General features: G+C 41.9%; 24 protein-coding genes. 5 read left to right on the top strand and 19 right to left on the bottom strand.

Features of this window, described 5'->3' with window-relative positions; translation table 11 throughout:
* Positions 1 to 136: 136 nt before the first annotated feature.
* Positions 137 to 1,912, bottom strand: coding sequence for an ABC transporter substrate-binding protein (locus ACWNM1_RS13125; RefSeq protein ID WP_449601258.1), 1,776 nt, complete (start codon positions 1,910 to 1,912; stop codon positions 137 to 139).
* Positions 1,913 to 2,055: 143 nt separating this feature from the next.
* Here ACWNM1_RS13125 and ACWNM1_RS13120 point away from each other — a divergent pair, with 143 nt between their 5' ends.
* On the top strand, positions 2,056 to 3,291 hold the full coding sequence (locus tag ACWNM1_RS13120) for an MDR family MFS transporter (RefSeq protein ID WP_449601257.1): 1,236 nt from the start codon (positions 2,056 to 2,058) through the stop codon (positions 3,289 to 3,291).
* Between the two features lie 151 nt (positions 3,292 to 3,442).
* Here the strand turns inward: ACWNM1_RS13120 and ACWNM1_RS13115 are convergent, their stop codons facing one another.
* Entirely contained in the window at positions 3,443 to 4,414 is a 972-nt protein-coding gene (locus ACWNM1_RS13115; RefSeq protein WP_449601256.1) for a helix-turn-helix transcriptional regulator, read from the bottom strand.
* Positions 4,415 to 4,525: 111 nt separating this feature from the next.
* Here ACWNM1_RS13115 and ACWNM1_RS13110 point away from each other — a divergent pair, with 111 nt between their 5' ends.
* A complete protein-coding gene (locus ACWNM1_RS13110; RefSeq protein ID WP_449601255.1) occupies positions 4,526 to 5,461 on the top strand; it encodes a Gfo/Idh/MocA family protein in 936 nt (311 codons plus the stop codon).
* 290 nt (positions 5,462 to 5,751) lie between these two features.
* On the opposite strand, the gene ACWNM1_RS13105 is transcribed toward ACWNM1_RS13110, so the two are convergent.
* From ACWNM1_RS13105 to ACWNM1_RS13090, 4 genes are all read right to left on the bottom strand, one after another.
* A complete protein-coding gene (locus tag ACWNM1_RS13105) occupies positions 5,752 to 6,231 on the bottom strand; it encodes a flavodoxin domain-containing protein (RefSeq protein ID WP_449601254.1) in 480 nt (159 codons plus the stop codon).
* Between the two features lie 33 nt (positions 6,232 to 6,264).
* The gene (locus tag ACWNM1_RS13100) at positions 6,265 to 6,912 is read right to left on the bottom strand and encodes a TetR/AcrR family transcriptional regulator (protein WP_449601253.1); all 648 of its coding nucleotides are present in this window, start codon (positions 6,910 to 6,912) and stop codon (positions 6,265 to 6,267) included.
* Between the two features lie 181 nt (positions 6,913 to 7,093).
* Entirely contained in the window at positions 7,094 to 7,195 is a 102-nt protein-coding gene (locus tag ACWNM1_RS13095; protein ID WP_197069683.1) for a sporulation protein YjcZ, read from the bottom strand.
* Positions 7,196 to 7,379: 184 nt separating this feature from the next.
* Positions 7,380 to 7,925 (bottom strand): GNAT family N-acetyltransferase, encoded by a 546-nt coding sequence (locus ACWNM1_RS13090; protein WP_449601252.1) that lies wholly within the window; start codon positions 7,923 to 7,925, stop codon positions 7,380 to 7,382.
* A gap of 263 nt (positions 7,926 to 8,188) precedes the next feature.
* Here ACWNM1_RS13090 and xerS point away from each other — a divergent pair, with 263 nt between their 5' ends.
* Complete coding sequence (gene xerS, locus ACWNM1_RS13085; RefSeq protein WP_449601251.1) at positions 8,189 to 9,271, top strand: tyrosine recombinase XerS; 1,083 nt, start codon at positions 8,189 to 8,191, stop codon at positions 9,269 to 9,271.
* Between the two features lie 229 nt (positions 9,272 to 9,500).
* Here the strand turns inward: xerS and ACWNM1_RS13080 are convergent, their stop codons facing one another.
* The 8 genes from ACWNM1_RS13080 to ACWNM1_RS13045 all read right to left on the bottom strand — a co-directional run bounded on the left by ACWNM1_RS13080 (position 9,501) and on the right by ACWNM1_RS13045 (position 15,841).
* Complete coding sequence (locus ACWNM1_RS13080; RefSeq protein ID WP_449601250.1) at positions 9,501 to 10,763, bottom strand: molybdopterin molybdotransferase MoeA; 1,263 nt, start codon at positions 10,761 to 10,763, stop codon at positions 9,501 to 9,503.
* Positions 10,764 to 10,939: 176 nt separating this feature from the next.
* A complete protein-coding gene (locus ACWNM1_RS13075) occupies positions 10,940 to 11,446 on the bottom strand; it encodes a DUF4178 domain-containing protein (RefSeq protein WP_042188751.1) in 507 nt (168 codons plus the stop codon).
* A gap of 14 nt (positions 11,447 to 11,460) precedes the next feature.
* Positions 11,461 to 11,865, bottom strand: a complete 405-nt coding sequence (locus tag ACWNM1_RS13070; protein ID WP_042128236.1) for a DUF350 domain-containing protein — start codon at positions 11,863 to 11,865, stop codon at positions 11,461 to 11,463.
* A 123-nt stretch (positions 11,866 to 11,988) separates the two neighbouring features.
* Positions 11,989 to 12,657, bottom strand: a complete 669-nt coding sequence (locus tag ACWNM1_RS13065; protein WP_449601249.1) for a PspA/IM30 family protein — start codon at positions 12,655 to 12,657, stop codon at positions 11,989 to 11,991.
* Between the two features lie 70 nt (positions 12,658 to 12,727).
* Positions 12,728 to 13,066: a prenylated flavin chaperone LpdD gene (gene lpdD / locus ACWNM1_RS13060; RefSeq protein ID WP_449601248.1), complete on the bottom strand. Its 339-nt coding sequence runs from the start codon at positions 13,064 to 13,066 to the stop codon at positions 12,728 to 12,730.
* 23 nt (positions 13,067 to 13,089) lie between these two features.
* Positions 13,090 to 14,022 (bottom strand): dihydroorotate dehydrogenase, encoded by a 933-nt coding sequence (locus tag ACWNM1_RS13055; protein ID WP_427472302.1) that lies wholly within the window; start codon positions 14,020 to 14,022, stop codon positions 13,090 to 13,092.
* Positions 14,015 to 14,719 (bottom strand): dihydroorotate dehydrogenase electron transfer subunit, encoded by a 705-nt coding sequence (locus ACWNM1_RS13050; RefSeq protein WP_449601247.1) that lies wholly within the window; start codon positions 14,717 to 14,719, stop codon positions 14,015 to 14,017. Before ACWNM1_RS13050 ends, ACWNM1_RS13055 begins: the two co-directional genes overlap by 8 nt.
* An 87-nt stretch (positions 14,720 to 14,806) precedes the next feature.
* A complete protein-coding gene (locus ACWNM1_RS13045) occupies positions 14,807 to 15,841 on the bottom strand; it encodes an NADH:flavin oxidoreductase/NADH oxidase (RefSeq protein WP_449601246.1) in 1,035 nt (344 codons plus the stop codon).
* 185 nt (positions 15,842 to 16,026) lie between these two features.
* Here ACWNM1_RS13045 and ACWNM1_RS13040 point away from each other — a divergent pair, with 185 nt between their 5' ends.
* On the top strand, positions 16,027 to 16,908 hold the full coding sequence (locus tag ACWNM1_RS13040) for a polysaccharide deacetylase family protein (protein WP_449601245.1): 882 nt from the start codon (positions 16,027 to 16,029) through the stop codon (positions 16,906 to 16,908).
* 131 nt (positions 16,909 to 17,039) lie between these two features.
* Here ACWNM1_RS13040 and ACWNM1_RS13035 read toward each other — a convergent pair whose 3' ends face one another.
* Positions 17,040 to 17,699, bottom strand: a complete 660-nt coding sequence (locus ACWNM1_RS13035; RefSeq protein WP_449601244.1) for a 3D domain-containing protein — start codon at positions 17,697 to 17,699, stop codon at positions 17,040 to 17,042.
* A 400-nt stretch (positions 17,700 to 18,099) separates the two neighbouring features.
* Between ACWNM1_RS13035 and ppk1 the strand changes: the two genes are divergently transcribed.
* The gene (ppk1, locus tag ACWNM1_RS13030; RefSeq protein ID WP_449601243.1) at positions 18,100 to 20,190 is read left to right on the top strand and encodes a polyphosphate kinase 1; all 2,091 of its coding nucleotides are present in this window, start codon (positions 18,100 to 18,102) and stop codon (positions 20,188 to 20,190) included.
* Here the strand turns inward: ppk1 and ACWNM1_RS13025 are convergent.
* The 4 genes from ACWNM1_RS13025 to ACWNM1_RS13010 all read right to left on the bottom strand — a co-directional run bounded on the left by ACWNM1_RS13025 (position 20,162) and on the right by ACWNM1_RS13010 (position 24,147).
* Complete coding sequence (locus tag ACWNM1_RS13025) at positions 20,162 to 21,691, bottom strand: Ppx/GppA phosphatase family protein (protein ID WP_449601242.1); 1,530 nt, start codon at positions 21,689 to 21,691, stop codon at positions 20,162 to 20,164. The two genes, ppk1 and ACWNM1_RS13025, sit on opposite strands and share 29 nt — an antisense overlap.
* A gap of 156 nt (positions 21,692 to 21,847) precedes the next feature.
* Positions 21,848 to 22,570 (bottom strand): amino acid ABC transporter ATP-binding protein, encoded by a 723-nt coding sequence (locus ACWNM1_RS13020; RefSeq protein WP_449601241.1) that lies wholly within the window; start codon positions 22,568 to 22,570, stop codon positions 21,848 to 21,850.
* The gene (locus ACWNM1_RS13015) at positions 22,557 to 23,222 is read right to left on the bottom strand and encodes an amino acid ABC transporter permease (RefSeq protein WP_042128253.1); all 666 of its coding nucleotides are present in this window, start codon (positions 23,220 to 23,222) and stop codon (positions 22,557 to 22,559) included. Before ACWNM1_RS13015 ends, ACWNM1_RS13020 begins: the two co-directional genes overlap by 14 nt.
* A 106-nt stretch (positions 23,223 to 23,328) precedes the next feature.
* The gene (locus ACWNM1_RS13010; protein ID WP_449601240.1) at positions 23,329 to 24,147 is read right to left on the bottom strand and encodes a transporter substrate-binding domain-containing protein; all 819 of its coding nucleotides are present in this window, start codon (positions 24,145 to 24,147) and stop codon (positions 23,329 to 23,331) included.
* Between the last annotated feature and the right edge of the window lie 28 nt (positions 24,148 to 24,175).

Here is a 24,175-nt window from a genome sequence, read left to right as displayed (position 1 = left end):
TCCATGGCTACAAGTTAATTACTATTCATTTATTAAAACCTATTAGAGCACCATTCGATGATTTATCGATACAGCCTCCCTGGAAAGTATAGCAAAAGAAAACATTCCTGTACAAGCATATTTAGGTAACTCTCCCTTAAAGACTAGTAGTTTTGATCCACAGTTTTGAGATATCCAGAAATCCGAATGAACTGGTGTGAAGTCCAAACAAGCTTTGATTTAGCTGCGCTTTTTTATTCATATGACAACCATATAACACCCAATAGTTGTCCCTAAGCACACCTTCTGCCTGATCCAGCAACTTAATTCTTTCTTCCTTTGGGGATTGCGTGAAATCGGTAAGTACATCAGAGAATAACAAGATCTGTTCATCTCTCAGCAGAGAAAAAAGATAATTAAGTTTATTATTAAAGTAGTTAACCATTCCCCACTGCCAATCATCTTCAAGAACCTCTTCAGCTAGGAGGATTTCGGAGGTATTCTTTATATCTGCTGAGTTAAACTCGTTGAATAAATACAGCTCAATATGTAGTCCTACTGAAGCTGCTCGTGCTTGAAGCCACAGGGCTTCTTCGCGCTCTTCTTTTTTATCCTTTGTAGCTAAACATAAGGTTTCCCCCTGGTAGCCACTTGCCACTAGAAGCTCTCTCGCATGGTCCAAGGTAGGCTCAATAATACTTCTCTTACTGCTCTCCCAAGGTAAAAAGCTATCAGCAGGGGTACTACGGTTCCCTCCTAACTCCTTAATTAAGGCTTCTCGGCTGTAAATGATTCGTATAGCCTGCCGGAATAGTTGGTGTTGATGAATTCCGTCTTTATGGAAATTGAACAAGAGATATCGGCATCCCAAGGCAGGGTAGTCAATACTGTGGTTACAGATGATATTAGGTAATAAACCTTTCTGAGCAGATTCAGGAAGTTCATACAATCGTTCATTTGAAGTTTGTTCTGGCAAATACCAGATTTCCACACGATCTAGTAGCGGGCGTATACCGTAATAATAGTCAAATGCCGCGAGGACTAGCACATCTTCATTAAGATCTAGTAAACGATAGGGCCCTGTTCCACTTACTTCATTTACAAGATCTACGTCATGAGGAAGAATCGACATATGAATACAACTGAACATATGGAGAAAAAAGAGATTCGGACGAGACAGCTCAAACCTGATCCTGTGATCTCCTTCAAGCTCTACTCGTTCAATATCTTTGTACAAGCTCAACGCCGGACTGTTCAAGTCTATAAGTCGTTGAAATGTTTCCTTTACATCTCTAGAGGTCATAGTCCTGCCGTGATGAAATCGCACACCTTTCCGTAGATAAAAAATATAACTAGTACAATCTTCATTGGCTTCCCACATATGCGCCAATCCGGGAAGAAAGGTATCACTTGCCGCATCATAGGTAACTAATGTGCTATAAATTTGTCCGAGTAAATAGGATTCAAACGCGGTATATACATAAGCTGGATCCAGCACTTCCATATGCCGGTTTCGTGTAATTCGCAAGACATCCAATCCTGATGTTGACTCCGTTTCACTACGGAAGCCCATCTGCTTATTTAACACCATTAATAACCGTTCCTTTAATGTGTCGCTAACCTGACCACGACTTAATAACTCTATAGCTTCCTTAATCTTCCCTTTATTAATCAGTTCCTGAAAGTTGTCCTCCAGCACCTCTTCAATCGTTCGAAGAAAAGTTAGCTGCGAGATATTACCACGCCCTCTTCCAGGCTGCCAGTGTATAAAACCCTGCTCTTCAAGTTTTCGCAGAATAAACTTTACGTTACGCGGAGTGCAGCACAGAATCGAAGCTAGTCTATCTATCGTCACAGGATTAGCTTCCCCTATATCTATTGAGGATGGGATGGCTATTGCTAAACATAAAAATTGATTACTAATATGGTCCACGATCGTTCACTCCTTTAAAGGTGAAACACTGTAAGTATTTCTTACACTTTTACTTCCCCCTTTTATCATTATAATTATACATATATCGTTAATGAATATGCAGTACTAAATTATAGCTATCAGATTAGGAGACCTTTTCAATTATGAACCAGCATCTTAGGCATATTCACCCACTAGCTTGGACTATCATCGTCGGTACGATGTTCGGACGTTTGGTAACTTCAATGAGCATTCCGTTCTTATCCATCTATTTAACCCAAGTCCTTGGAGCCACCCCCACACAAACGGGGATTACGGTTGCCGTCAGCTCTCTGGCGGGCGTAATGGCCAGCTTCTACGGAGGATATATCTCGGATATTGTAGGCCGCAAAATTGTCATGTTAATCTCCGTATTTGGCTGGGCGGCAGTATTCTTCGGATTCTCTGTTGCACAACATCTGTGGGTGTTCTTCCTGGTCAACACCCTGAACGGTTTATGCAGGTCCGTGTTTGAACCCACATCACGGGCACTTTTATCCGACATTACACCTGCTGAAAGTAAGCTGCTTGTATTCAATCTTAGATACACTGCGATTAATCTTGGTGTTGTCTTTGGTCCGATTATTGGAGTACAGCTCGGTTCTGCCGAATCTACGTTTCCTTTTATGATCGCTGGTATTGTATATGTTGCATATGGACTTGTATTATTCGTCCAATTTAGATTGCATCGTTCAACCATGCAGAGTCATACGCAAGCTGAACCACCACGTTTACTTGAAGCCTTGGCAACAACCGGTAGAGACCGTGTATTCTTGCCAGTTCTACTTGGTACAATCTTTTGTGTACTTGGATACGGACATTTTGGTTCAACTATGGCGCAATATTTAGCAATGAACACCCATTTCACAAATGGTGGGCAATTATTCTCCTATATGTTGTCACTCAATGCCATTACAGTGCTCGTGGTACAGTATCCTATCGTACGTACTGCAAGCAAATTCTCACCCATTGTTCCATTGATTCTCGGAAATATCTGCGTTGCTATTAGTCTTCTCTTAGTAGGTTTAGCTGAAGGTGTAGCCCTTCTAATGTTTAGTGTCGTACTATTTACGATAGGGGAAGTACTGCTCTTTACGATGATGGATATGTTAATTGATCGGATCGCGAAGCCAGAAATGAAGGGTACGTACTTTGGAACGATTGGCTTTAACAATTTGGGGAGTGTAATCGCGCCTATCTTCGGCGGTGTATTGCTGGATCATTATGGAGCTCAGAACGGCCTTACGATCTTCCTGCCACTCGCTTTAACCACGGCTATAGGTCTTCCTTTTCTATTCGTAGCGCACAAGAGGCTTACTGCCAGAGAGAAGTTATCGCATGGTGTTGAGACTAGCGCATAAATGGCTAATTTATTAAATATAAAGGTTATTATGGGGCAATCCTAAATTAGTTAACATATTAATTATTATGTAAACCAATTGAATAAATAAAGCCTATTCACAAATGAGCGGGACCGTTTCATTGCAGAATCTGCGATAAAACGGTCCCTTTTCACACGAGATTATGATAATTATAAATCCCCTGTAGCAAATCCACCTGTTCTTTCACATATTGTCTCAGTTCCAAAGGTTCCACAATCTCGCCTTGTCCAAGTATCCCCCAAATATTCGTACATGCACTAACATAGCTATACATATTTACAGTAAGGGTTATTTGATCTCCTTCCTCTACTCTATTCATGATCTCCACCCCGTGTATAGAAGCCTCTCGGCTCTTATCCGTTCTAATCAATACTGGGTAGATCTCTTTCTCTTTACAAGCTTGCTTAAATCCCCTCTCCTGCTGCTTCCAGTGCCCTTCTAATGAAAAGTTCTGAGGGATAGCATACTCTTCATCTATAAGCTGTGTAGAGGCGATTCGCTCACATTTAAACGTGCGGATTTGTTCGATTTCTTCACAGTAGGCTATAAGATACCACTCTTCTTTTTTCACAACTAGACCATAGGGTTGTAATTTCCTGCTCGAGATGATTCCGTTAATCTTGTGGTACTCAATCTGTAGTTTCTGAGATCTCCAAACAGCAGTTCGAATCGATTCCAGACATGGAATCTCTAAGCGTTCTGTCCACCATGGCGTATCATCAAAATAAAAACGTCTTTGTGCCTTCTGGATATCATTTTGATAGGAAGCGGGTAATGATTTTTCTAATTTCAAGAGGGTTCTCTTTAGCTTTAATCCGGAATCTGTATGTCCTCCAGTATGAATCCCCATTCCTGTTAGAAATAGATTGATTACATCTTCCCCATGAAGCTGATTTAGGTTAACAGTATACCCCTCCATCAAGGAAATGCCACCATTCGGTCCCGGCGTAGATAACAGTGGTATTCCTGCTTCAGCTAATACATCAATGTCTCTGTAGATAGAACGTACGGAGGTTTCCAAGGCTTCAGCTAAGTCATTGGCCTTCATCTTCCCTCTTGATTCCACTAATAATAAAATTGCAATCAAACGATGCAAGCGCATGGGGAGCCTCCAAGTTTTTCTTTTTTTATAGTATACATCATAATTCTTGCCAAGCTGTTGTCAACAATAGAAGGTTATGATTAGTTCATTACATTAAAGGAGCTGATACACATGAATATAGGCGTATTGGGAACTGGATTCGGAGCTTATCATGCGCAGTTATGGACGACAATGGATCGAGTAGACAAAGTAATTATCTTTGGTCGGAACGAAGCTAAGCTGCAGGAGCTAAAACAATCTTTAGGCGTTGAGATAACTACTAACATTGACGATATTATGCTTGATTCCACCATCGATGTGATTGATATCTGTTTGCCCTCTTTTTTACATAGGCAGTATGCAGTCGATGCGCTTAAGCATGGAAAACATGTATTCTGCGAGACACCGGTTTGCTACAACTTAGAAGATGCTCTTGCAATGAAGGAAGCTGAACAACTGTATGATACGCGAATTCTCGTCAACCAGTTTATTAAATTCGATCCTGCGTACAAATATCTTTACGAAGCGACTCATAATGAGAAATACGGAAAACTCTTTTCTCTTACCTTAAAAAGAGAAACGCCTCCTTTGTGGGGTGACCTCGGCCTACACACTATCGCTACAAATCTGATGATTCACGAATTGGATTTTGTGACCTGGATGCTGGGGTTTATGGAGCCGCACTCGGTTTGGGGATCCGATGGTGGTAAAAGTAATCAAGCCTTAGTCCGTGCAATTTTTCAACAACCTCATGTATCCGCAGAGATCGTTGTTTCTTCACAAATGCCGGCTTCGTATCCTTTTACCGTAGGCTATGAGGCTTATTTTGAACAAGGCAAAATTGTCTATCAAGAAAGTGACAACATGAATGGAGCTGTTGAAAGCTCATTAATTGAATATACTGCTGTAGGTAAACAAGATCTTTTGTTAGAACCAGCTAATCCCTATGAAAAAAGTTTGGAGTATGCACTCCAATGTCTAGTGGAGGGTAGTTCATCAATAATTGAGTTAGACAATGCGATACAAGCTTTAGAACTAGCTATTTGCATTGAAAAAAAGCTTGTATAAATGGATCAAGGGATGTTATATCCTTTTTCATGGGTTTTGTTTGTAGGGTGAGGTGAACTGTTTATTGATGTGTAGTGTCTAGGGTGAGGCGATAGTGGATTTTGATTATTCTATTGTGAATTTTTCATATGATGAAATAGCGGAAAATAAGAGCGATAAAATCAAAAATCAATACTTTTTATAAGCAACCCTTCTCCTAACTAATTATAATTGGTATCTGAAAACAATAACTAGTTAACATAATCATTATTATGTTAACTAGTTTCAGAAAATCGATTTTCCACACTCGTTCACCGCTTCTTTAGCGCAAGTGCGAAACGTTCTATCGTCTCTTGGGATAATCCATTTACACTCTTATTCTTCCCTTTTACCACTCGCAGAACCACTCGATCTAATGCAGTCATCTTCTCTTCGTAAATCTCATCACCGAACACTTCTTTTGTAATGGATTGGTTATACAGCTTCTCTGGAAATGAAGATTTCAATTCTTGTATGGCTTGCTCCCCCTTCGCTCCTGCACAAATAAACAATCCAACGCGCTTATTAGCTAGTTCATTTTGATATTTTGAAGTAAACTCCGTCATTTGTTTTTGTATTTTCCCAAAATAAATAGACCCACCTAAGATGACAGTATCGTACCGTTCTAATGTAGGCTCTTTAGCATGCATTAAATTAACTACTTCAGTCTCATCATCCAATTGATTTTTCAATAAATAGGCAGCTTTCTCCGTACATCCATACTTAGAAGTATAAATAATAATCGTCTTCATTCTGATTCTTCCCTCCACCCTCTGATCATCCTACTATGTTAAAGGCTCACGTATCTCCCTGGTTGCTATTGAAACCATAGAATCCAAATAACAAGATATCAGTGCTTCAACCTGATCTTCTGGCAAATCCTTTTCTACAATCAAACGCATAATTAATCCGAACGCAGCACTCCACATCACTTGAGCAGTGAGCTCTATCGAAGATTCCATATGTTGTGCTTTCGATTCGAATCTAGATAGACATTGACAGAGCATACCTATCGCTTTACGCTCCTGACCAGCTCCCTTGAATAGAACTGCTGTGTAACTAAGAACAGCCGGTGTATCATTTAGCATAACATTACGGTACTCAACACTTGTGGAAAGGGTCATCCTGATCCATTGCTCAAGCGATTGTCTCAAAAGCATCTCTGGTGGCAGTTCATGCTCTGCCTTTCGTTGTACAGACTGAAGCCCGTCAACCATATCTGTATATTTCTGTTGCAAATATCTCACCACAATTTCATCTTTACCCTGAAAGTAATGATAAATAATACCCGGAGAATACTCGATTTTCTCTGCAATTTTGCGAATAGAAAGCTTTTCAATCCCGTCCTCTGCAATCAACAAAGCCGCAGCCTCTAAAATTCTTTTCTTCATTTCCTCACGCTCACGCATTTGCCTTTGTTCTTTGGTCATCATTACGTCTCCTTATAATTTGAACATCGTTTAGTCATTGAACACTGTTAAATATATATAATTTATAACGCTCTTTTCTATATAGTAAGTCACATACAACTCTTAACGATTAACGTCCTATCCAGACATAAAAAACCGCCAGTCCTTATAGACTGGCGTAACCACACTTCATGATATTAAAGGATTACAGACAAAGGGTTTTAGTGATGATAACCAACAGGATAAACAGAACCAGAATCGCTCCTGTGGAAGTAAATCCACCATATCCTCCTGCGAATTCGCCCATTTTAACTCCTCCTTTGTAATTGAGTACATCATAAGATATGCTAAATCCCACTCTGTGCTTGGGTGAAATGAACAAAAATAACCCAACAATCCTGTTAAGGCTGTTAGGTTATTCACTATTAGTTTACATAATAATTATTATGTAAACTAATTCTGCATTTATCTTAATTATCGTAAGATAACCATTAATTTTTCATGACTACATCATCGCTGTTACCTTTACAATTATTAATCTTATTATTAGTTAATGTGTTGAAGTATTGACTCGGATTTCCTTGAGGCGGATTAAAACGCTCTTTAAATTCTCCATTTGTGTACTCTCCAATCACTCTATGCCAGAAATTACAGGCAGGCGTATTCGCGCGTACCTGTGACACCTTCCAGTCGCCTGGGTACATATCAAACAACTTATGCGCTGCCCAGGTCCCCACACCGCTCCGGCGATATTTTTGCATCACAAAGAACTCAGTCATGTAAAATTGCCCTTCGGGATCATACAACAACCGTTCTACCAAAGCAAATCCGGCAATATTCCCGTCTACTTTAAACAAATACGCAAATTTATTGTTGCCACTACTCCAAAATGATTCTAATCCCGGATAAGCTGGATATACTCCATCTTGATCTACATCAAGCTCCAGATAACGGGTGAAATCATATAAATAGTACTGCATTAGTTTGCTTATCGTCTGTTTCCGCTCTTTGGGAACCAGCTCCATTCCAAGTTCCATTTCGTGCACCTCTGCCATTTATGTTTACTACACATCATATAACTTAGTTACTTCAGGAGCAAGTTCATCACTAGTAAATAGCTTTGATCAAAGCCATGGGACAAGAAGAACCGGCTTTACCGTCCTTATTGGGACGGTTTCCGTTTCTGCGAGAAATATAAGGCATAAAGTATGGTGTGAAACTTATACTTTCTTATATTTGGACAAAACATGATAAGATAGAAAGAAGAAATGATATGCAAACTATGGAAAAGGTGAATCACATGAGCGTTCAAAAGAACGATGACCGTAAAAAACTGGATCTAAAGCTACCTCTCATGCCTTGGTTCGTTCAGCAGTTTATTGACTATAAGCGTCCTGATCTATCCCCTTCCACCCTGCTGGAATATATTCGGGACTATGAGTCCTTTTTTGGATGGCTGCGTGCAGAAGGCCTCTCAAAGGCCAGCTCCAATACAGAGATCACTCTGCTGGAATTAGAAACCCTGCATATGGATAGTATTGTTGGATACCGCCTACACCTCACTACCCGAGCTGAAGGAACCAATACACGAGTAACCGTGTCCCGTAAGCTGTCCGCATTACGCTCTTTATTTCATTATTTAAGTCAAATCGCTGAGGACGAGAACTTCTATCCATTGCTTAAGCGAAACATTATGGCTAAGGTTGAAGTTAAACGAACGCATAAACCTAAGGATACTGCTGCTAAATTAAAGGGAAAGATTCTGGAGGATGAGGAACTACTGGAATTCGTGGGGTACATTTTCGAAGGATATGGACGAGATGTTGAAGGAAACAAGCAGGCATTTTATTCCTTTCAATTGAATCGCGAGCGCGATGCCTGTATTGCCAGCTTAATTCTGAATTCTGGCCTTCGTGTATCCGAAGTAGTCAATCTAAATGTGGATGATCTGGATGTTAACAACAAGCTACTCTATGTTACCCGAAAAGGGAACAATGATGAAACCTTCAAAACCCCTGTTTATTTTCGAGAACAAGCTAAAGAAGATTTAGCACTTTATTTAAGCCTACGTCAATCCCGTTATAAAACGCCAAAGAGAGAAAAAGCTTTATTTATCGCTTTGCCCAACGGACGGCAAGAAGGCAAACGCATGACCAAAAGAGCCATTCAAGAAATGATTATTAAATATGCAAAACGCTTTGGTAAGCCCTATCTAACGGTACATAAGCTTCGTCACTCTTTTGCAACAGACTATTATCTGCAAAACGATATTTATAAAACGAAAGAACAACTCGGGCATGCTTCGACAGAAACAACCGAGATCTATGCTCATCTCACGGACAAAACGATGTCTGAGGCGATTGAACGGCGTTTGGATAGTTAATTTTTGCGAAAAGCCGGCCATACCCTATCCGATTTTTGTGGAAAAGGTGTGGCCGGCTCTCTTTTTACATGATTTAGAAAGACTGATCAGATTAGCATTATGTTGAATTATTGGCTTTTCTATTGTGAATTTTTCATATATTGAAATGTTGTAAATAATATCGTTGGCATATTATATAATTAGCTATTTCCGTCCTATTGTTAATGTCAAAAAGCATTTTACCTTTATCCTATCCCCGTATTTCTCCCGGAAGCTTAATAATAGTCACTTTAGCACCCGCAGATAAGCCTCGTTCCTCTGGTGGAACAACAATCAGGCAATCGCTATCCTTGATCGTGACCATCACGGAAGATTCATCTATCGCTGCTGGAATGGCATAAAGGCTGCCATCACGGATTTCTAATCGCGCTCGAACAAATCGGGTAAAGTTGTTCACTCTGTTATAATCTGTGCCGAGTGTGGCGCTCCATTCTGGTAAAAAAGGCTGTGACGCGCTCTGCATTAATCTAATAACCGGACGTGCGAACAATTGAAACCCAACGAAACAAGCACCTGGATTACCTGATAGGGCTAACAGCAGCTTACCACCTCTAACAGCAGCAGTAGTTACACTCCCCGGACGCATCGTCACTTTATTAAATAACATATCTCCACTCTGTTCACGAACCAAATCGCCCATAATATCATAATCTCCTACCGATACTCCACCCGTAGTGATTACAAAATCATAGGTTTCCAGCGCCATCTGTACTTTACTTCGAGCCAGCTCCAGATCATCCACAATAGATCCCAGCATCACAGGCTCCCCACCTGCCTCTTTGACTAAAGCTTCGAGCATTGGTGAGTTGCTGTTTCGAATTTTGCCAGGCTGTAGTGGTTCATGTACCTCTAGCAGTTCTGTGCCTGTCGCAAAGATAGCTACCTTAGGCCGGCGATAGACTTTCACTGTATGTATGCCAAACGCCGCCAGAACAGCTATATCCCCTGCAGAGATTAACCGCCCCGCTGGCAGCACTAGCTCACCAGAGCTTAACTCCAGCCCCATCGGTGTGATATTAGACTTCGCTTCCTGCTTCTTTCGAATACCTACGTAAGTCTTTCCTTCCTCCTCACGTGTCTCCGTTACTTCTAGCTTAACTACAGTATCTGCCCCTGACGGCACTTGTGCTCCAGTCATTATCCTTGCTGCTGTTCCCGAAGTTATATCTACCGAGGCCACAGCGCCACATGGAATATTGTCCACCATTTCTAACCATACAACTTGTCCATTTACACAGTGATTGGTATCCGCTGCGATAATCGCATATCCATCCATGCTTGAACGGTTAAACGCGGGAAAGGGATGTGGAGCAATCACTTCCTCAGCTAAATAACGACCACAACACTCATTCAAAAAGACCTCCTGTGGCTCTAGTGGATTAGCAAATTTGATTATTTTAGCTTGTGCCTCTTTTACTTGAAGCGCTCTGCGCTGAAATTTTTGATCCGTCATACCATACCTCCGCTCTAAATCGTCCGTTTTTGTAGTACATACAATAGGTACTATTTTAACATGAGTCATCCTGATGTAAAACGAATAGCAGAAACGGCAAAATCCCTTACCGATTTCAGCTAAGAAGTTGCAAAAAAAAGATGCGATCACAAGATCACATCTCCTACAAATCATTTCTAGGATGCTCTAATTACCTTCACATCTCCAGGAATTACTTTCTCCCCTTCATACAGCATGAATCGTCCATGTTGCCACTCCACACGCAGAAGTCGAGAATCATCTGATTGATATTGCCATACATGCTGCTCTCCACCATTCATAAAAGGGGTTTGACCTAGGGCAGCAACATATCCTTCATACTCTTCCTCCAGAAAAAATGTATAATCGTCCAGTTCAAGTGTTGTTGGAACCTCAGCAGGATTATCTAAGCGCCCATCAATAGGTTTATATAAACCATATTGCAGCTGTTCCCGCTCCTCAATATGCAAATAGGCAATTTGACTACCATCTCTTAAGGTCAGTACTACCGCATTTCGTCCACGATTATGGGTCCTGCCGGTTACCTCGTAGGTAACGAGCGATACTTCACAGATGTCTCCGGGAGACAAATTAAGCATACTTTTCTGAACTTCCTGTGCCGCTGGTTTGGAGAAAAGATTACCAATACGTTTCCATATACTCAACTTGATCGTTCCCCCTACATAAATGCAGAAATAATTAAAGCTCCCGTAATTTGCAGTGAGCCTGATAATAAGCCGTACCCGATTTTGCCAAGCTGTGTACCATGATCCAGATCCAGATTCCCCCATTTAGCTAGGAGGAGACGGACCGTTCTTTCCAATATAAGCAAAAGAAAAAAAGATACAATCGAGACCAGCAAAGCATCTGGCAGACTGTTAGAAGCAGCTATCGATGACGATAAAATGAAAGCCTGTGCCAATAGCTTCATCACAAAACGTGTAGTCACTGCCATATTTCCAGCCTTTAACTCTTCTAAATCATTGTATCGAGTGAAAAGTGAATCTACGAACATCAGCACAAACAGCAACACCGCGCCGCTCACTGTCCACACGACCATGGACACCAGGATATGGAAATCCATTCTATAGCCCCCGCTTATTCATTTTGCATGCCTGTCATAAGCATAGATAAAGCGAAGAGGAAACGATATTCCTGTCTCCCCTTCGCCTGTGAACATCAGCCGTGAAACGGCTAAGATCAAATGTTATTGCTTCTCGTATTGTTTCATCAGAGCAGCCAATTCATCTTCCACTGCTTGATCTTTATTCAATTTCTCGAACTCATCATCAAGTGATTTGTTGCCCGAGCTCATCTCGTTGCTAGCTTCTGCTTGAGCTTCTGCTTGCATCATTTTTTCTTCCATACGTTTCAGGCCGGCAGATGCGGAATCAGAGCTGAAACCACTCATAGCTTTATTAATTTCAGTTTGAGCTTTGGCAGCATTATAACGAGCAACCAAGGTTTCGCGTTTGTTCTTCATTTGAGTAAGTTGCTTACGCATTTCGTCAAGCTTCCCACGAAGATTATCCGCAGATGCTTTGTTCTGATCGAAGCTTGCTTTGTATTCTATCAGTTTAGCCTCAGCAGCCTTCTTCTCTTCCAGTGCACGGCGAGCCAGATCAACATTACCAGCTTGAGCTGCAGCATGTGCCTGTTGTGTACGTTTGTTAACAAGCGCTTCCTGCTCTTCATACAGCTGCTTGAACTTCTTCTCAATAGCGATTTGAGCCGCTACCGCTTTTTCTGCATCTTCCAAATCTTCGGTCATATCACGAATGTACTGATCGGTCATCTTAATCGGGTCTTCTGCTTTGTCGATAATCGCATTCACGTTAGACATTGTTAAATCGCGCAATCTTTTAAATATAGACATGGTTTCATTCCTCCAAAAGATAATTTAAATACTCACTTGATATCTTTTACGCAGAATTGCCAATCCCGTTTCACATTTGTTGCGCTAAATATTGAATTACTTTATTATTTACGATCTCAACGACCTCTTTAATACCTTCTTTCGTGAGATCTTCATAATGAATGCCCATAACCACTGTGACCGTCCTGTTTAAAGCCTCAGCTACCCTAATGGCTATATCTTCGCTTATCGTATGCTCTTTATGATGAGGAACAGCAGAGGTCTGCACTTCTACCCGCTCTCCATTTAAATACGCAGTACTTGCCGCTCCAATATGACGTATGCCCCCACTAATTACGAGTAAAAGATCACGTCCGACAGGCGTCGCCGTCAGCTCAATATCCTCGGGGTTAATCTTGTTAGAAGTCAATAGTATCTCCTCACTACTCCACTTTATATAATGCCACGTATTTCATCCAAGGATTGAATATTCTCTTGAACCATGAATTGCTCAAGCTCTTCAACTAGCTGACTACCTGCTCTTAAATTCATAAAATTGTAGGTTCCCACTTGGATTACCGAAGCACCTGCCATAATAAATTCAATAATATCCGTTGCTGTGGTGATGCCTCCCATTCCGATCACAGGAATAGATATGTTCTGTGCAACTTGATGCACCATGCGCAAAGCAACTGGCTTAATCGCTGGTCCGGACAGTCCGGCATACAAGTTATTAAATACACTACTTCTCCGTCGCACATCAATTTTCATCCCGGAAATGGTGTTGATCAGCGAGACAGCATCTGCTCCCTCTGCCTCACACATTTGCGCCATCTCAACGATATTCTCAGCACCTGGAGACAGCTTAACCGCAAGTGGTAGCCTAGTGGCACGTCTAACAGCTTGTACTACTTTTTGCGCTTCTGAAGTCTTAATTCCAAATGCAATTCCGCCCTCTTTTACATTTGGACAGGAAATATTCAACTCAATCATATCAACAGCTGGTTTACCTGCGCTTGATCGAAGATCTGCATCACGCTGGATCATTTCTGCTCCAAGTACGTAATCTTCAAGCGTCCCGCCCCCAAGGTTCACCAAACGGGCTGTATCGAGTGTTTCCCAATAAGGGCATTCTTTTTCCAAGAACGCAGCTACACCGGGATTCTCCAATCCTACACTATTCAGCATGCCAGAGGCTGTCTCATAAACTCGAGTGCCAGGGTTACCTGCTTTTGGATGGAGGGTGAGCCCTTTCCCTGAGATTCCACCTAGCAAAGATACATCATACAGCTTTCCATATTCACGACCAAAGCCGAATGTTCCTGAAGCCATTACAATCGGATTCTTAAAATGAACGCCTGCAATTGTTGTACTCATCTTAGTCATGGAAAATCACCTCCTCAGAAAGGAACACGGGTCCGTCTGCACAGGCTTTTCGCTGACCATCACGACAAGAAACACTACAAACAAGACAGGCACCAATGCCGCAAGCCATTCGATTCTCTAGAGAGAGATAAACTTTTGTATTGCTACCCGCCTCTTCGGCCGCTACGCCTTTAAGCTGTGCAGCTTTAAGCATAGGATGTGGGCCGCAAACGAAAACATGATCATATTGACTAAAATCCACACGATCCAAAATAAATCCGCCTACATCTACTGTAAGCTCGGCTGCTAATGGACGAAAAGCTTCTGTCCGGTAAGCTTCCCGACTAAAACCTAGAAAGATATCACAACTAGGCAGCTGCTTCGCACAATAATATAGAGGCGCTATTCCAATTCCACCACCAATAAGTGCAACCTTGCCTTCGACCTGCGGGAATCCCGTGCCAAAAGGCCCTTCAAGCTCCACTGAGTCACCAGGAATCAACCGTGAAAATATCTCAGTGCCTTCCCCCACTACGTGATATAAAAATTCGACACTATCTTCTTTTACTTCATGTATACTTAACGGTCTGGAAAGGATCGGATAAGCATCCCATGCCCGTAACATGTAGAATTGACCCATTTCACCGCCGCTATTCGTTTCAACTTTAAGGTGGTACACTCCGTCAGTTAGCCGATCGTTACTTAAAACCATCCCCACGTTATCAAGCTCCTTCAAATTTTATCTTTATTAAGATTGCCTTAGAAGGAGTATAAAATCTGTGACAAACTTCACATTCAAAGCGCGCTATCCCTTTTTCCAGATCCCGCGTTCATAAGGTTTGGGTACATTACGTACGCTTCCAAGCGCCTCTTCCGCATGTAAAGCCCAATAGGGATCGCTCAACATCCCACGGCCAACGGCTATCAGCTCTGCCCGTTCTTCCGCGACGATGGACTGTGCCTCAGTAAAGGATTCAAGCCGCCCCACTGCAATTACAGGCACCTGTAATTCACTACGGATAAACTCTGCCAGATCCACTTGATAAGCAGGGCCTGCACCCGGCCCTCCATTTGAACCTATAGGACCTTCTCCTCCAGAAGAAACATGGAACAGATCCACTCCAGCATTCTTATACCGTCGGCAAATATCCAGAGCGTATGCAGCATCATATCCACCCTCTACATATTCCTTCGCAGATATTCTCATAATCAATGGCATGTCTACAGGAACCACTTCTCGGACTGCTTTAACTACATGTTCTCCGAACAACGCAGGATCTTGTCCATATTCATCATCTCTTGTATTAGTCAATGGAGAATGAAACTGGTGAATTAAATAACCATGTGCACCATGAATTTCAACCGTATCAAATCCTGCCTCTATAGCTCTGCGTGCCCCTTCACGGAAGGCCTCAATTAATTCTGAAATTCCTTTTTTAGAAAGAGCCCGTGGCGTTTTGAAATTAGCATCAAAAGGAATTGCTGATGGAGCCACTGGCGGCTCTGCATCCACAGCTTTTCGTCCAGCATGTCCTAATTGAACAGCGATTTTTGATCCATACGCATGTACACCATCCGTGATTCTACGATAAGCTTCAATTTGCGAATCACTCCAGATTCCTGTATCTCGATTAGTGATTCTACCATCTGGATGTACGCCAGTCATTTCCATGATAATAAATCCTGTACCGCCTATAGCACGGCTTACATAATGAACATAATGCCAATCATTAGGGATGCCATCCTCTTTATCCACCGAATACTGGCACATAGGTGGCATGACAATACGATTCTTCAGCGATAACCCCTTCAATTCATACGGTGCAAACAAATCAGACATTCATGTCTCCATCCTTCCGTAATCTATAATTGACTCGGGAATTCCCCGTTCTATTAGTATACACGCATTGGTTCCTTCAAGAAATCTTAACCAATACTGTATTGTTATCAGCATAAATCTACCCATCTATGGAGATAACAATTAAGAATATGACGGTGATCAGATAGTAAAGGAGGCAGATGGGGATGTATTTTCAAAGGAGAGGTCAGAAACTGCTTGTAATATTAGGAACAATCATAACTATGCTATTCCCAACCTATTCTTCAGAGGTTGCGTCAGCGCCTGTACAGAGTCAGAAGACTCCGCAAGAACAAACACAAAGTGTACCCGCTTCAGACGAAGATTCGGCAATTTCAGCAGGTAGCGCTGCTACAAATAGTTCGACGCTTAACAGCAATAAAAACACTAAAGGTCTGACATTAAGTCAGCTGTTACACAAATACCCAGAGACTTTTAAGACTAGTGGACCTCGGAATAAAGTCATAGCACTTACTTTTGATGATGTTCCTGATCCAAGATTTACCCCCCAATTGCTTAACATCCTGAAAAAATATAATGTCAAAGCAACCTTCTTTGTGGTGGGAAGCCGAGCAAAAAAACATCCAGCTTTGGTGAAAAGAATGATTAGAGAAGGACATGCGATTGGAAATCACTCGTATAACCACCCTCAGTTTGTGAAGCTAGCGATGAATGATTTCCGATCACAAATCATAAAGACCGAGGATATTATACAAACCTTGGCCGGATATAAACCACGACTAATTCGCCCTCCCTATGGGGATATCAGTGAACAGCAGCTTAAATGGGCAAAAAGCCATGGCTACACGCTCGTGAATTGGAATGTGGACTCATTGGACTGGAAAGGACTTTCCAAAAACCAAGTCAGGAATAATATTCTAGCCCATATTGGAAGAGGAGCGATTATTCTTCAGCACGGTGGAGGCGGTCCAGGTAGTCATCTACAGGGAACAATTCAGGCTTTACCTGAAGTAATCACTATTATGCGCAAGCGGGGTTATACATTCGTTACCGTTCCTCAATTACTACAAGTGTCCAAAAGTAAATAAATTACCCAAAAATATATATTTAATAATACGCAAAAAAACGGAGGCAGCCGCTAAGGACTCCCTCCGTTTCCTGTGTAACCTTATTTTAGAACTTTTCATATCTCATAGGTATTCTCTCTATTTTTATCTATCTATTTAACAATGTATAATTGTACATATTGATAACCGAATGATGATACAAAGCTTTGGCTACCAGGGATAAAGATATCGATACGATTGCCTTTTATAGCACCGCCCACATCCGTTGCCGTTGCTAAGAATGCATCTTTAGGCAATCCATCATGTGAATGGCCTGTCACCAATACTTTGGTACCGAGAGGAATCACATTTGGATCAACAGCAATAGTTCCAAGCTTGAGAGGATTTCCGAAATAATCTACTGCACCCCATCCGCCGTTCTCACTGCTTGCAGAAGAATAAGCTGAAGCTTTGACTTGAATCGATTTGTCATAATTAAAGGACTTACCCCATGCTTCAACTGTTTTGGACTCTGAGTTTACATTCAGACTTGGTGTAATCACTGGTGATTTGTCAGTTGTAGTTACGGACTCAGCCTGCATCTTACTAGGGATAGTAATTTCAAGACCTTCGTAAATGTTAAGTGCTGCAACGTTTGGGTTTGCTTTCATTAATTCATTCACACCTACATTATATTGCTTGGACAAAGTATAAAAAGTGTTGCCATCCTTAGCGATATGAACGCTGTCTGCATGAGCTGGAACGGCATGCAGTAATGCACTGATTCCCATAATTGCAGCAAAGGTTTTAATTGTTCTAAATCTGTTCTTCATAATTGCCTCCTCATTAGATGGGCGTGAACGGTATCACTTCCGTATACGCTCGTGTACATTTTAAGTACTTATGTACATCCCGTGTGTGATTTCATGATGTGTTGCAGTCTTTTGTAAAACTGACAGGACTTAATATATCACAATTTTGTAACCTGTGCTTATGTAATTGTTACCATTGTGAAAAATCAAGTTTCAATATTGTCATTTTTTCGGATTGTGGTTAACATATTTTTCATTATGTAAACTTCTTTAAAAGATACATGCTCCTTTTTTTGAAATTATCATATAAAATTCCCGAATATTTTACATAGCGTTAACATTTCATGCTTTATCCAATAGTAGAATGATAGAATATGATAAATAGAATAGATATAGACAACGAATCATATTTGGAGGTCCCATGAATACAGAAGAAAATAAAAACAACCAAAGCAGCCCAGCCACTGCTTACCTCAATAGAGATTTGAGCTGGATCGAATTTAACCGACGGGTGCTGAAAGAAGCTCAAGACCCTGATAATCCGCTAATGGAACGGGCTAGATTTCTGGCTATCGTCTCAAGCAACCTTGATGAATTCATAAGCGTTCGAGTGGCAGGAATTCAAGATCAAATCCGGGCAGGCTATACTAAAAAAGATTTCACTGGCTATACCCCTTCCGGGCTATACAAACGTCTCATCAAGCGAGTTACCAAAATTGTTGCCGACCAATACCGGATTTTCCGTGATATTTCACGGAGTTTGCATAAAGAAGGTATCGTTTTTGTGGATTATGAGGATCTCACTCATGCACAGGAACAGTCCATAGAACAATATTACCGGGATATCATTTATCCTGTACTTACGCCAATGGCTGTAGATCAGAGTCGACCGTTTCCACTCGTTCATAGCCAATTTATCTATTTAGCAGTAGTTCTTACTCGTAAGAATGGCCTTGAAGAAGAGCCTTTTTTTGCTATTCTGCAAATTCCATCTAATCTGCCAAGATGTATCCCGCTACCACACCGGTCTAACAGTAAGAAACGGCAGTTCGTATTTATAGAGGATGTCATCCGTCATCACATACAAACTTTATTTAGTGGTTATGAGCCCGTTGCCGTTAGTGAATTTCGTTTGACCCGCAACTCTGATCTCACGATCGACGAAGAAGGGGCCGAGGATCTTCTAGAAGAGATTGAAAAGGAGCTGCGCAAGCGTCGCCGCGGTGTTCCAGCAAGACTTGAAGTACAAAAAGGAATTCATCCATATGCCTTGGAACAGCTGCAAGCTGAGTTTGAACTTGAAGATTTCGTATTCGAAATTGAAGGTCCGCTAGATCTAAGTTTCCTTCGTAATTTCGCCGGCAGCATTAAGGGCTTTAGTTACTTAAACTATCCAAGCATTGAACCCGTCTACCCTGCTGAATTTGAAGAGAACGAGGATTTCTTCGAGGTATTACGTGAGCGAGATGTTCTGGTCTACCACCCTTACGAATCCTTTGATGCGATGACGGACTTTATCATTCAAGCCTCAGAGGACGAACAAGTGATGGCCATTAAGATGACTTTATACCGTGTGAGCGGAAACTCTCCTCTGATCACTGCACTCGCTAATGCTGCTGAATCCGGAAAACAGGTAACAGTGGTTGTTGAGTTAAAAGCCAGATTTGATGAGGAACGTAACATCGCTTGGGCTCGCCAACTTGAAAAATCCGGATGCCATGTCGTTTATGGTCTTGTTGGACTCAAAACACATGCCAAAGTCACCTTGATTGTCCGTCAGGAGGGCCATGAATTACGTCGTTACGTGCATGTAGGCACAGGAAATTACAATGACAGTACCGCCAAAGTCTACACGGATCTAAGTCTATTTACTGCTCAAAGCGATATCGGACTTGATGCTTCCGAGTTGTTTAATCAAATGACTGGCTATTCCGCTGATTTTGACTGGAATTCCTTCATTGTAGCTCCAACGGACATGAGCCTTTCCTTACAAAAGCTGATGAAGCGTGAAGCGGAGCATGCTGCAGCTGGAAGACCTGCACGTATCATTGCCAAAATGAACTCACTCTCTAATCAACAAGTCATCGACGATTTATATGGTGCCGCACAGGCCGGTGTATCTATCGATTTAATCGTCCGGGGGGTTTGTTGTCTTCGTCCGGGGATTGAAGGCTTGAGCGAAAACATTACGGTTCGCAGTATTGTTGACCGTTTTCTGGAGCATTCAAGAATTTACTATTTTGAAAATGGCGGGAAGCCTGAGGTGTATTTATCCAGTGCAGACTGGATGACTAGAAACCTAACCCGACGGATCGAGCTCATGTGTCCGGTAAGAGACAGCAATATTCGTAAACAAATCGTTAAGATCCTTGAACTATCCCTTAAAGATAATGTGAAGGCCAGCTTCTTACAGCCTAATGGGTATTACGAGCAACCAGACGACAAAAAGGCCCCTTTCCGGAGCCAGTTCGCAGCAATGGATGTTACACGTTGGAAGGAAAATCGAGTTTAACCTTCACCGCCCAAGCATTCTTAAATGCTTTCAAGGCGTTCTCAATGTCCTCTAGACCAATCAGAAGCGCTGAAGTGCCCTCAAGATCCAGATTAAGAGTATTGCCGTGGAGATTAGCTTTCAGGCCGCTTACAATCCCGATCTCTGTGCTGTCTAGTGCAATGCTTAGCTGTACAAGCGATCCGAGCTTATGAATCCACTCTTCGTCGGAAGGCAGTAAAATGTCCTTATACATCTGGGACAATTTCTGCTTCCGGCTTTTTGTGCTATACGAGGCAATCATCGCGCACAGGATAAGCTGGCGGTGTGTCAATCCGCGAATCGGTGAATTCATCAGCCAATACAGGGTGTGTCGTTTAGATTGATAATAGTTAATGTTAGACCCTGTTCGATGTAGCATGATGGATACATAAATTAACATCTCATGTTCAGCTTTATTCTCCTCATCCTTGAACGCGTCAAACAGACTTAGAGCAAGCTTGTTAATATGATCTAAATACCGTTTAGAAGTACGAATATCAAACCGAATAATCGTATTTAAACTGTATTCAAGCGCACTGTCCCGCACCGGTTGCTCCGGCTTCAGTAGATCATGTAGCATACCTTCCCTGAGCCCCTCCCCGCTGATTACAGCCTGGCTAGCCCCAATATACTGATATACCGTATGGAAAATAATCAACCCGGATACGATGATATCTGCTCGACTCTTAGACAACCCGTCTAAGTCTTTACGCTTATCATAAGGCATTGAAGGTAATATGTTCATAAAATGCTCAATCGTCTCACTGGCCATGGTGTAACCGTGAGAGTTAGGTAATGAGTATGCTCTAGTCTTTTGATCCAGCTTACCTAGAGAACGAACCGTACCTCCCAGACCAAACAGTGGAAGACCTGCTGTTGAGTTAAGCCAATCATGCTCTACCAATCTCCCCAGAACATAGGTCTCGAGCTTCTGAATCTGCTCTCCATTCCAGTTCCCGCCTTGACCAAACATAAGATTGGTATTCACCGCTCCGAACGGAAAGGAAATACTATGTTGATAACGCCGCCCGCGAAAAAGTGTGATTTCAGTACTCCCGCCACCAATATCGATGACATAACCATCTTCAACATTAAATGCATTTATGACACCTAAGAAGCCAAAGTAAGCTTCCTGATGACCACTGATAACCTCAATTGGTATGGTTGAAGCTTCTGACAAAAAGGCAATAATTTCACTGGAGTTAGCAGCATTTCTGATTGCCGCTGTAGCGCCCGCACGAATGGTCTCGACATCAAAAGCATTGCAGATCTCCTTAAACTGGCGCAAGACTGGAATGATCGTCTCCATATCCTTCTGCTCCAGTCGACCTTCCTTCGTAATCTTCTCACTAAGACGTGCAGAGTACTTACACTCCTTGATGATCTTATAGCCTCCCTCCGGCGTAGTATCATAGATTACAAGACGTATGGAGTTAGAACCAATATCGATAATGCCTATCCGGCGCAGATCATCTCTCATTATGTATGTACTCCTTTTCAAGTTGATTGACCATCTATTATACATGGTTCACATAAATAAATGAACTCAGTCCATTATATCCTCAAATTATGCAACTGTTAAAAAATAAAGCAGCACCCGGATAACTTGCCCGAGCGCCGCTTCGATTTGACTTACTTATAACACTTTACTTAAAAAATCCTGTGTACGTACATGCTGAGGATTTCCGAATACTTGTGCAGGTGTACCCTGCTCTACAATCACACCGCCATCCATAAATAGAATACGGTCGCCCACTTCGCGTGCAAAGCCCATCTCATGCGTAACAATGACCATTGTCATCCCATCTTCTGCAAGCTTCTTCATAACCTCCAGCACCTCACCGACCATCTCTGGGTCAAGTGCTGAGGTTGGCTCGTCAAAGAGCATCACATGAGGCTGCATCGCCAGCGCACGGGCAATCGCGATCCGCTGCTTCTGTCCTCCGGACAGTTGAGCAGGATATGCATCCTTTTTATCTTCAAGGCCTACAGTCTTGAGCAGCTCCATTGCGAATTTTTCAGCTTCGGACTGCTGCTGTTTTTTCACCTTAATCGGCGCTAGTGTAATGTTCTGCAGAACTGTTTTGTGAGGAAAGAGGTTAAACTGCTGAAATACCATTCCCATCTTCTCACGTGTAACATTAATATCGTGCTTTTTGGAGGTAATAGATTCACCTTCAAAAGTGATTTCGCCACCAGTTGGCTGCTCCAGGAGATTCAAACAGCGTAGAAAGGTACTTTTACCCGATCCACTCGGTCCGATAACGACGACGACCTCACCTTTATGAATCTCCAAGTCAATTCCCTTGAGAATTTCCAGCTTCCCATAATTTTTTTGCAAGTTCTTAACGGCGATCATCGGTATTCAGCCTCCTTTCCAGTCTACCTAGGATCTTCGATAGCGTAAATGTCAGCACAAAGTACATAAATGCGATAATTACAAGTGGTGTCATACCATCGTAAGAAATCGTTGTAACCGTACGTGCTTGAAACATCAAATCCGTAACGCCGATAAAAGAAATAATCGATGATTCCTTGATAATGGTAATAAATTCATTTCCGATTGCCGGAAGAACACTCTTGAGTGCCTGCGGGAGTATGATATGGCGCATAGTCATCCCTTGCTTCATTCCAAGCGAACGGGCTGCCTCCATTTGTCCACGATCTACCCCTTGTATCCCAGCACGGAAAATCTCTGCAAGGTAAGCAGAACTGTTAATGGATAAAGTGATTGCCCCCGACTGAATCGGTGTAAATTCAATCCCGAATGTAGCCAATCCATAATGGATCAGAAACAGTTGTACAAGCATAGGTGTACCACGAAGGAATTCTACCCAGGCTGTTGCCAAGAAGCGAAGCACACCCCATTTGGACATACGTAGCAAGGAAACAATAATCCCTAGAATAAAACCAAAGAAGACGCCTAGAACAGCAAGCAGCAAGGTATACTGCAAACCGGTTAGGAAAAAATCACGATAATCATAAGCCATTTTAAATAAAGTAATGTCCATAACCTATCCTCCCATCTCCAAAAAAATAGAAAATAGCTTATTGTCGCTATTTTCTGTATACACATACAATTTACTTTAGCAGACTTTAAAAATATCCGTTGTTTCTTTACTTCGTGCTATCTGCAAGCTCACTAGCTGCTGTTACGTACTCATCAATTTTACCTTCTGAGTTTAAACGTGTCAGCGTGCTATTTACTTGATCCAGTAGCTCTTTGTTTCCTTTTTTAATACCAATAGCATAACCGTCATCTTCAACTTCTGGCTTAGCATCAGTAATTACAAGACCAGGAACATTCTTAACGAATGATTTGGCGACGGGCCCTTCAATGATAGCAGTATCTACACGATTGGATTGCAATTGTAGAACGATTTCGGAGATTTTACCAAGCGAAGTGATTTTCGCTCCCTCGACTCCTTTAGCAATTTCTTCTTGAATGGATCCAGTCTGCACACCAATTTTGGTACCTTTTACAGCATCCATAGTGGCGTATTTATCTTTGTCCGCTTCGCGCACAACAATCGCTTGCTCAGCCTTGTAATAAATGTCTGAAAGGTCAACAGCCTTTTTACGTTCTTCCGTCGGGCTAAGTCCAGAAATTACAATATCTACTCTTCCGCTGGACAATTCGTTTAGTAGTGAGTCGAATGGCAAGTCCTTAATTACAAGTTCAGCACCCATATCAGCAGCAATTTCCTTAGCGATATCGATATCGAAGCCCACAATAGTATCTTTACCGTCTACTACTTTATGGAATTCGTACGGAGGAAAATCTGCACTTGTACCCATAGTAAGCTTCTTAGTAGCCCCACCGTTAGTTGCATTTCCACTTGCAGCGGTATCACTATCATTTTTATTTTGACCGCAGCCTGACAACAGGCCTACTGCTAATAACATACCTAAACTAAGTTTACCCCATTTGTTCATTTCTATATCTCCCCTATTCGTATGAAAA

This window comes from Paenibacillus sp. Marseille-Q9583 (assembly GCF_976954365.1).
Note: the sequence above shows the minus strand (reverse complement) of the source record. Positions and strands in the feature narration are given on the sequence as shown.

Coding starts and splice junctions, on each gene's coding strand:
- ACWNM1_RS13020 (WP_449601241.1), bottom strand. CDS start 22,570: ATGATCGCCGTTAAGAACTTGCAAAAAAATTATGGGAAGCTGGAAATT.
- ACWNM1_RS13065 (WP_449601249.1), bottom strand. CDS start 12,657: ATGTCTATATTTAAAAGATTGCGCGATTTAACAATGTCTAACGTGAAT.
- ACWNM1_RS13080 (WP_449601250.1), bottom strand. CDS start 10,763: ATGACGGATCAAAAATTTCAGCGCAGAGCGCTTCAAGTAAAAGAGGCA.
- ACWNM1_RS13110 (WP_449601255.1), top strand. CDS start 4,526: ATGAATATAGGCGTATTGGGAACTGGATTCGGAGCTTATCATGCGCAG.
- ACWNM1_RS13070 (WP_042128236.1), bottom strand. CDS start 11,865: ATGGATTTCCATATCCTGGTGTCCATGGTCGTGTGGACAGTGAGCGGC.
- xerS (WP_449601251.1), top strand. CDS start 8,189: ATGAGCGTTCAAAAGAACGATGACCGTAAAAAACTGGATCTAAAGCTA.
- ACWNM1_RS13120 (WP_449601257.1), top strand. CDS start 2,056: ATGAACCAGCATCTTAGGCATATTCACCCACTAGCTTGGACTATCATC.
- ACWNM1_RS13090 (WP_449601252.1), bottom strand. CDS start 7,925: ATGGAACTTGGAATGGAGCTGGTTCCCAAAGAGCGGAAACAGACGATA.
- ppk1 (WP_449601243.1), top strand. CDS start 18,100: ATGAATACAGAAGAAAATAAAAACAACCAAAGCAGCCCAGCCACTGCT.
- ACWNM1_RS13100 (WP_449601253.1), bottom strand. CDS start 6,912: ATGATGACCAAAGAACAAAGGCAAATGCGTGAGCGTGAGGAAATGAAG.
- ACWNM1_RS13035 (WP_449601244.1), bottom strand. CDS start 17,699: ATGAAGAACAGATTTAGAACAATTAAAACCTTTGCTGCAATTATGGGA.
- ACWNM1_RS13045 (WP_449601246.1), bottom strand. CDS start 15,841: ATGTCTGATTTGTTTGCACCGTATGAATTGAAGGGGTTATCGCTGAAG.
- ACWNM1_RS13040 (WP_449601245.1), top strand. CDS start 16,027: ATGTATTTTCAAAGGAGAGGTCAGAAACTGCTTGTAATATTAGGAACA.
- ACWNM1_RS13105 (WP_449601254.1), bottom strand. CDS start 6,231: ATGAAGACGATTATTATTTATACTTCTAAGTATGGATGTACGGAGAAA.
- ACWNM1_RS13010 (WP_449601240.1), bottom strand. CDS start 24,147: ATGAACAAATGGGGTAAACTTAGTTTAGGTATGTTATTAGCAGTAGGC.
- ACWNM1_RS13025 (WP_449601242.1), bottom strand. CDS start 21,691: ATGAGAGATGATCTGCGCCGGATAGGCATTATCGATATTGGTTCTAAC.
- ACWNM1_RS13095 (WP_197069683.1), bottom strand. CDS start 7,195: ATGGGCGAATTCGCAGGAGGATATGGTGGATTTACTTCCACAGGAGCG.
- ACWNM1_RS13015 (WP_042128253.1), bottom strand. CDS start 23,222: ATGGACATTACTTTATTTAAAATGGCTTATGATTATCGTGATTTTTTC.
- ACWNM1_RS13115 (WP_449601256.1), bottom strand. CDS start 4,414: ATGCGCTTGCATCGTTTGATTGCAATTTTATTATTAGTGGAATCAAGA.
- ACWNM1_RS13055 (WP_427472302.1), bottom strand. CDS start 14,022: ATGACTAAGATGAGTACAACAATTGCAGGCGTTCATTTTAAGAATCCG.